6 protein-coding genes are annotated in these 7,007 nt (G+C 75.8%); 4 read left to right on the top strand and 2 right to left on the bottom strand.

Features of this window, described 5'->3' with window-relative positions; genetic code table 11:
* The first annotated feature begins 7 nt into the window (after positions 1 to 7).
* Positions 8 to 913 carry a helix-turn-helix domain-containing protein gene (locus D476_RS0127870; protein WP_026123930.1) on the top strand — a complete coding sequence of 302 codons (906 nt, stop codon included), beginning with the start codon at positions 8 to 10 and terminating at the stop codon, positions 911 to 913.
* A 108-nt stretch (positions 914 to 1,021) separates the two neighbouring features.
* Here D476_RS0127870 and D476_RS0127865 read toward each other — a convergent pair whose 3' ends face one another.
* Both D476_RS0127865 and D476_RS0127860 read right to left on the bottom strand, forming a co-directional pair.
* Positions 1,022 to 2,959, bottom strand: coding sequence for an SGNH/GDSL hydrolase family protein (locus D476_RS0127865; protein WP_239648845.1), 1,938 nt, complete (start codon positions 2,957 to 2,959; stop codon positions 1,022 to 1,024).
* Between the two features lie 400 nt (positions 2,960 to 3,359).
* The gene (locus D476_RS0127860) at positions 3,360 to 4,289 is read right to left on the bottom strand and encodes a LysR family transcriptional regulator (RefSeq protein ID WP_239648844.1); all 930 of its coding nucleotides are present in this window, start codon (positions 4,287 to 4,289) and stop codon (positions 3,360 to 3,362) included.
* Between the two features lie 58 nt (positions 4,290 to 4,347).
* Here D476_RS0127860 and D476_RS0127855 point away from each other — a divergent pair, with 58 nt between their 5' ends.
* The 3 genes from D476_RS0127855 (at position 4,348) to D476_RS0127845 (ending at position 6,949) form a co-directional block, all read left to right on the top strand.
* Positions 4,348 to 5,175, top strand: coding sequence for an NAD(P)-dependent oxidoreductase (locus tag D476_RS0127855; RefSeq protein ID WP_017627175.1), 828 nt, complete (start codon positions 4,348 to 4,350; stop codon positions 5,173 to 5,175).
* 187 nt (positions 5,176 to 5,362) lie between these two features.
* Positions 5,363 to 5,821 carry a RidA family protein gene (locus tag D476_RS0127850; protein ID WP_017627174.1) on the top strand — a complete coding sequence of 153 codons (459 nt, stop codon included), beginning with the start codon at positions 5,363 to 5,365 and terminating at the stop codon, positions 5,819 to 5,821.
* Between the two features lie 138 nt (positions 5,822 to 5,959).
* Positions 5,960 to 6,949, top strand: a complete 990-nt coding sequence (locus tag D476_RS0127845; RefSeq protein WP_017627173.1) for an LLM class flavin-dependent oxidoreductase — start codon at positions 5,960 to 5,962, stop codon at positions 6,947 to 6,949.
* Positions 6,950 to 7,007: the final 58 nt, after the last annotated feature.

The following is a 7,007-nucleotide window of genomic DNA, read 5'->3' as shown; positions in this document are numbered from 1 at the left end:
AGGGCAGATGCAAGCAGCGCGATCAGAGGCGTCCCCCGCCGCGAACGTCCTCGCACGGCCGCACGGCGGCCCCACCGTCCTGAGGATCCTGCTCGGCACGCAGCTGCGGCGGCTGCGCACTCTCAAAGGGATCTCCCGGGAGGACGCCGGATACGAGATCCGCGCCTCCCACGCCAAGATCAGCCGTCTGGAGCTGGGCCAGGTCAGCTTCAAGGAGCGCGACGTGGCGGACCTGCTCACCCTGTACGGCGTCACCGACCCCGACGAGCGGGAGAGCCTGCTGGGCCTGGCCCGGCAGGCCAACTCGCCCGGCTGGTGGCACAAGTACAGCGACGTGCTGCCGAGCTGGTTCGAGGTCTACGTCGGCCTGGAGGAGGCCGCCTCCATCATCCGCACCTACGAGCTGCAGTTCGTTCCGGGGCTGCTGCAGTCGGAGGAGTACGCGCGGGCGGTGGTGATGCTCGGCCACGGCGAGGCCGCCGAGGAGGAGGTCGACCGCCGCGTGGCGCTGCGGATGAAGCGCCAGCAGCGGCTGACCGGGCCGGAGGCGCCCAAGTTCTGGGCGGTCGTGGACGAGGCCGCGCTGCGCCGCCCGCTCGGCGGCACCGGGGCGATGCGCAGACAGATCGAGCACCTGATCGAGCTGTCCACGCTGCCCAACGTGACGCTGCAGATCGTGCCGTTCGCCAAGGGCGGGCACGCGGCGGCGGGCGGGCCGTTCTCGATCCTGCGCTTCACCGGCGGCGACCTGCCCGACGTGGTGTACCTGGAGCAGCTGGCGAGCGCGGTGTACTTCGACAAGCCGGAGGAGACCGACAAGTACATGGTGGTCATGGACCGCCTGTGCGTGGACGCGGCCCCGGCCTCGGAGACGGCCCGCTTCCTGAGCGCGATCCTGAAGGACTTCAGCTAGAGGCCGGTTCCCGGCCCACGGCGGCCCGCACCCCGAGGGTGCGGGCCGCCGCTCTCGTCTCCGTCGTTCCTCCCTCCGCCGTCCGTCCGGCCGCGGGCGGACGGCGCGTCAGGCCCGGTCGGGCCCCCGGCCGCCGAGGACCGCGAGGTCGATCGACTCCGCCACCGCACGCAGGCCCGCATCGCCCGGGTGCAGATGGTCGCCGGAGTCGTACTCGGGCAGCAGCCGCGCCGGGTCGGCGGGGTCGCGCAGCACCGCGTCGAAGTCGAGTACCGCGTCGAAAGGCCCGTCCGCGCCCCCGCGGATGAAGGCGTTCACCCTCCGCCGGTCGCGGTCGACCTCCTCGGTGCAGTCGCTCCACCCCTTGCAGGGGGCGATGGTGGCGGCCACGACCCGCAGCCCGTGGGCGCGGGCGCGGTCGGCCACCTCCTCCAGTCCGGCGGCCAGCTCGTCGGGGGTGGTCCCCGCCCGTACGTCGTTGACGCCCTGGAAGAGAACCACGGTGCGGGCGCCGGTCTGCGCGAACACGTCGCGGTCCAGCCGGTTGACGGCGGCCACGCCGCCGGTGTCGCTGCTGACCCCGTCGCCCCCGTAGCGGTCGGTCACCACCCGGTTGGCGGAGATGCCCTGGTTGAGCACCCCGTACCGGGGCACCCGGCTCTGCTCCCGGAGGCGGTCGGACAGCACGTCGGGCCACCGGCGGTCGGTGCCGGGGGTGGTGCCGACGCCGTCGGTGATGGAGTCGCCCAGGGCCACGACCGATCCGGTGTTCCCCGGCACGTCGATGCCGGCGAGGAAGGGCCAGGAGTCGACCGGGCGGATGAAGGGCTCCCCCGACGCCGTCCCGGTCAGGTCTCCGGCGCCGGGCTCCGAGGCGTAGTTGTCGCCGGTGTTGGCGGTGTGCACGGGCGCGGCCACGACGCGGCCGGGCAGGTGGATGCTGACCGCGAGGCGGGCCCCGGCGGGCACGTCGAAGGCGACCGGGTCGGAGGTGGCCTGGCCGCCCGCGGGCAGGGTCACCGAGCGCTCCCCGCCGAACGGGACCGGGACGGGCGCTCCGTCGGCGGCGGCCCCCTCGCCCTGCAGGGCCACCGAGACCGCGCCGATGTCGACGGGCCGGGCCGCGAAGGTGTTGTCCAGGCGGATACGGGCCCCGGGGCCGCCTGCGCTGGAGCGGACGACCAGGCGCAGCGTCTGGTCCTCCCAGGGGCCCACGGCGGCGTAGCCGGAGGTGGAGGCGGACCAGGTTCCGGTCCACCCCCGCTCGACGGGCCGGGCCGCCACATCGAAGACGTGCATGCGGGCACCGCCGGACACCGTGGGCAGCTCGATGCGGGCCAGCGGGCGGTCGCGGTCGACCGGCACGGTCACCGCGTACAGCCGGACGGGGGCGCCGGTGGTGCCGCCGCCGGTGTTGGCGTGGTCGAGTTCGACGGCCTTGGTGGTGAGCGGGCCGGTCTCCCAGTCGGGGGCGGTGGCGGTGAAGTCGGCGCGGGTGCCGTCGGCGTAGACGATGCGCCCCTCGCCTTCGGCGTCGCCCCCGGTGGCGGCGGCGAGGAGGGTGACGGCCTCGGCCTTGCCGCGCAGCGGGACGCGCTGGCCGTCGGCCACGACGTTGTCGGGCTCGCCCGGACGGGTGTCGGGCATGGCCAGGCGGGTGCCGTGCAGGGTGAGGTCCTGCCCGGGGCCCCACCCGGCGCGCTGGAGCGCCTGCGCGGACAGGCTGCGGCCCCGGCCGTCGAGGTCGGCGGCGCCGGGGTCGGAGTCGTCGGAGATGCCGCGGTTGTCGTAGAGACCGGCCAGGGGCGGGGCGGGGGCCGCTTCGGCGGGCGGTGCCGGGGCGGCGGCGCCGGCCAGCATCGCCAGGGGCAGCCCGGCCGCGAGGAGGATCCCGACGGCCCTCCCGGGGCGGCCGGACGGGCACCGTTCCCGACGCCTCGGGGAACGGCGGGCGCGGTGTCCAAGGGCGCGTTCGGAGGCGGTCCCGTTCCCGGTGGCGCGGTCGGGCGGCGTGTCCGGGCTCGGTCTGGGGGATGTCGCGGGCATGCGGTCGTCCTCTCCGGAAGGGCGGGCGGCGGACGGGCCGCATTCTCTCCCGGCCGACTCCCGCCCCGGTGGACACCGGGGGAACCACGGAGGAACGGCGCCCGCACGGTCCCCCGATCACCCCGGGGGCCCAGCCCGAGCCTGCGCACCCGCCTTCCCCCCGCTTCTCGGCCGGTTTCCGGCGGCCCAGCCAAGGTTACGCTGCGCATCCTAAAGTCGACACTATGTGAGTGTTATATCCGGGAATCATGCCGATAGGGCCGTTCGTCGCCCGGTGGGTGACAACACACCGTTCGCGAACCGGAAAGGCGGCGACGGCGGGTGCGGGGCGGTCCCGGGCGGGGGTGAGGGCCCATCCCCCGACACCATCGGCAAGGCCGACGCCGATGCCCTCCCCTGCTCATCCCGGGGCGGCGTCCACACGGCGCGCCGCGGCCGTCAGCGCCCTCTCGAACTCCTGCGCCGCGGGGGACGGGGTCCTCCCCTCCGCCGTCGCCGCGTAGACCGCCCGCGCAGGCACGTCGCCCTGCTCCAACGGCACCAGCGCCACATCACCGGCCATCCGGCGGAAGCTCTCCGCCGCCAGTGCCGGGACCAGGGTCGCCCCCAGGCCCGCCGCCACGTATCCGGCCTTGGCCACCCATTCGGCCACGACATGCCCCACCTGCGGGCGCAGTCCGCGCTCGGCGAGCGGCGCCAGCAGGGTCCCCTCCGGGGAGCGCCTGCCCGCGATCCACACCTCGCCCTCGATGTCGGCCATGCCGACCCCGTCACGTCCCGCAAGGCGGTGCCCCGCGGCGACCGCGACGTACATCCCCTCGTCCAGCAGATGGACCAGCCGCACCCCGCGCGGCTCGCGCCCCGCCGTCGAACTCACCACCGCGATGTCCACCTCCCCCTCCCCCAGCCGCCGCTCCAGTTCCGGGGTCCGCGCCTCCTCCGCGGTCGCGTCGACCCCCGGATGCCGCGTGCGCAGCGCCGCGAGCGCCCGGGGCACCAGGCCGATGTTGGCGGTGGGGAAGGCCCCCGCGCGCAGGCGGCCCCCGTCCAGTTCACGCAGGGCACGCAGGTCGCGGCGGGCCTCGTCGAGACGGCCGAGCACCGCCTCGGCGTGGCCGAGCAGGGCGCGGCCCTCGGCGGTGGGTCCGACCCCCCGGGCCAGCCGGTCGAACAGCGGCGCACCCGCCTGCCGCTCCAGGGCCGCGATCTGCCGCGAGACGGCCGACTGGGTGTAGCCGAGGCGCTCGGCCGCCGCGGTCAGCGACCCGGTCCGGGCCGCCTCGCAGAACACCGCCAGCCCGGCCAATGACACGCCATGAGGATCCAGCATGGCTCCCATGCTAGACATTCGCTGGTCACATCGCTCACGGCCCCCTAGCGTGAGCGGCATGTCCGATTCACACACGACGCCCTCCGCCCGCATCGCCTTCCTCGGCCTGGGCGCGATGGGCCTGCCGATGGCCCGGCGCCTACTCGCCCAGGGCGCCCACCTGACCGTCTGGAACCGCACCGCGGCCAGGGCCGAGCCCCTGGCCGCCGAGGGCGCCCGCGTCGCCGCCTCCCCCGCCGAGGCCGCCGACGGCGCGGACACCGTCATCACCATGCTCTCCGGGCCCGGGGCGGTCGCGGAGGTCGCCGACGCCCTGCTGCCCGCGCTCGCGCCGGGGTCGGTCCTCGTCGAGATGTCGGGGATCGGGCCGAAGGCCGTACACGGGCTCGCCGCCCGCCTGCCCGAAGGGGCGCACCTGGTCGACGCCCCCGTCATGGGGAGCGTCGACCGCGCCGCCCAGGGGGCGCTGTCCGTCCTGGCCGGAGGCCCGGTGGAAAGGGTCCGCCCGGTCCTGGAGGCACTGGGGAACGTGCGCGAGTGCGGCCCGCTCGGGTCCGGGGCCGCGCTCAAGCTCGTGCTCATCAACGCGCTGATCGGCGGCGTCGCCGTGGTCGCGGAGGCCATGGAGCTCGCCGACGCCCTCGGGGTGCCGCGGGGGCGCGCCGCCGAGGCGATGGCGGCCACTCCCATGGCCGGTGCGCTGGCGCGGGCGACGTCGCGCGAGGCCGACTTCGCCGTCCGGCTGGCCGCCAAGGACGTGCGCCTGGCGACCGGGGCCGCGCACCTGCCGCTCCTCGAAGCCGTGGGGGCCGCGCTCACCGCCGATCCGTCGATCGAGGACGCGGACCTGTCGGCCCTGCTGAAGGGGGCGGCGGCCACCGCGTGAAGGGGCGCGCACGCGCGCCCCTCATCACCATCGCCCCGCGATCGAAGACGCCTTATCGAAGGCGCCGTCCTGCTCATCGCCGACTCCGCAGCCAGCGCAGGCGCCCCGCGCTTCTCAGGCGCCTGCGTGCGGATCAGCCGCCTATCAACCGCCCACCGCCTCCACCCGTATCGGAGTGAGCCCCCTCATGAAGGCCGAGATGAAGGCCGAACTCGCCGACCCCGAAGGCGCGCCGCCGCCCGCAGGCCCCTACTCGCAGGTCGCCCGGGTCCCGTTGGGTGCCGCCGGGACGCTGCTCATGGTCTCCGGTCAGGTCGCCGTCGCCCCGGACGGCTCGGTCACCGCCCCCGGCGACATGGCCGCCCAGTCCGAAGCGGTCCTCGACGCCCTCGAAGCCGTCGTCCGCGCCGAAGGCGGCACCCTCGCCGACGTCCTCAACATCCGCACCTTCATCACCGACATGGACGCCCTGCCCGCCTACGCAGCCGCCCGGCGCCGCCGCTTCCCCGGGACCCCGCCCACCAGCACCACCGTCGCGGTGAGCGCCCTGTTCCGACCGGGCGCCGTCATCGAGGCCGAGGCCGTCGCCGTGGTCCCCGCGCGCCGGGCCCCCGGCACCCCGGCCGGCGCCCCCGCGCCGGAGTGACGCACGGGACCCCCGGCCGCGAAATAAGGAGGCCGGACGGTCGGTTGGGCGATAGGCGGCCCACGCGGCCGCCCGGCCGCGCCGGTCCCTCCGGCGGCGGCCCCGCCCGACCACATCCTCGGAGAAAGGCCGCCCGCCGTGTCCGAACCACTCCCGCTCTCCATCCTCGACCTGGCGCACATCCCCGAGGGGGGCACCCCGCGGGAGAGCCTGGAGGCCAGCGTCGCACTGGCCCAAGGCGCCGACGAGCTGGGATACCGGCGGATCTGGTACGCCGAGCACCACAACATGGCCACCATCGCCTCCTCGGCCACCAGCGTGCTCATCGCGCACATCGCGGCGCACACCCGCCGCATCCGGCTCGGCGCGGGCGGCGTGATGCTGCCCAACCACGCCCCGCTCACCATCGCCGAGCAGTTCGGCACCCTGGAGACCCTGCACCCGGGCCGGATCGACCTGGGCCTGGGCCGCGCCCCCGGCAGCGACCAGAAGACCATGCGCGCGCTGCGCCGGGACCCCTCCTCGGCCGACACCTTCCCCGACGACGTGGTCGAGCTGAAGGGCTACCTGACCGGGAACTCCGTCATCGCCGGGGTCGACGCCACCCCGGGCAAGGGCACCGACGTGCCGCTCTACATCCTCGGCTCGTCGCTGTTCGGCGCCGGGCTGGCCGCCGCCCTGGGCCTGCCCTACTCCTTCGCCTCCCACTTCGCCCCCGGGGCGCTGGAGGAGGCCGTCGCGCTCTACCGGCGCGAGTTCACCCCCTCCGAGCAGCTGTCGGAGCCCCACGTCATCGCCGGGGTCAACGTGACGGCGGCGAAGACCGGCGAGGAGGCCCGGGAGCAGGCCCAGCAGGCGCGGCGCCGGATGGCGGCCCAGCTCCTGGCCCGCGGACGCACCCTCACCCCCGAGGAGGCCGACGCGGCGCTCGCCTCTCCCGCCGGGCGGCACATCGACCAGATGCGCACCTACTCGGCCGTGGGCGACCCGGGGGAGGTCGCGGCGTACCTGCGCGACTTCGCCGCGCACGCGCAGGCGGACGAGCTGATCGTCGCCTTCCAGGCGGGGGACGACGAGGCGCGGCTGCGGTCCATGCGGCTGACGGCCGAGGCCACCGGCAACGCCTGACCGGTGCGGGCCGGGCGGGCGCGTTCCGCCCGGCCGCCGCCGGGGTAGACCAGGGGGA

It is taken from the genome of Nocardiopsis chromatogenes YIM 90109, from assembly GCF_000341185.1.
GTDB classification, from domain to species: domain Bacteria; phylum Actinomycetota; class Actinomycetes; order Streptosporangiales; family Streptosporangiaceae; genus Nocardiopsis_A; species Nocardiopsis_A chromatogenes.
Note: the sequence above shows the minus strand (reverse complement) of the source record. Positions and strands in the feature narration are given on the sequence as shown.

Bases quoted from the DNA above. Each gene is read 5' to 3' on its own strand.
- D476_RS0127870 (WP_026123930.1), top strand. From the start codon at position 8: ATGCAAGCAGCGCGATCAGAGGCGTCCCCCGCCGCGAACGTCCTCGCA.
- D476_RS0127865 (WP_239648845.1), bottom strand. From the start codon at position 2,959: ATGCCCGCGACATCCCCCAGACCGAGCCCGGACACGCCGCCCGACCGC.
- D476_RS0127860 (WP_239648844.1), bottom strand. From the start codon at position 4,289: ATGCTGGATCCTCATGGCGTGTCATTGGCCGGGCTGGCGGTGTTCTGC.
- D476_RS0127855 (WP_017627175.1), top strand. From the start codon at position 4,348: ATGTCCGATTCACACACGACGCCCTCCGCCCGCATCGCCTTCCTCGGC.
- D476_RS0127850 (WP_017627174.1), top strand. From the start codon at position 5,363: ATGAAGGCCGAGATGAAGGCCGAACTCGCCGACCCCGAAGGCGCGCCG.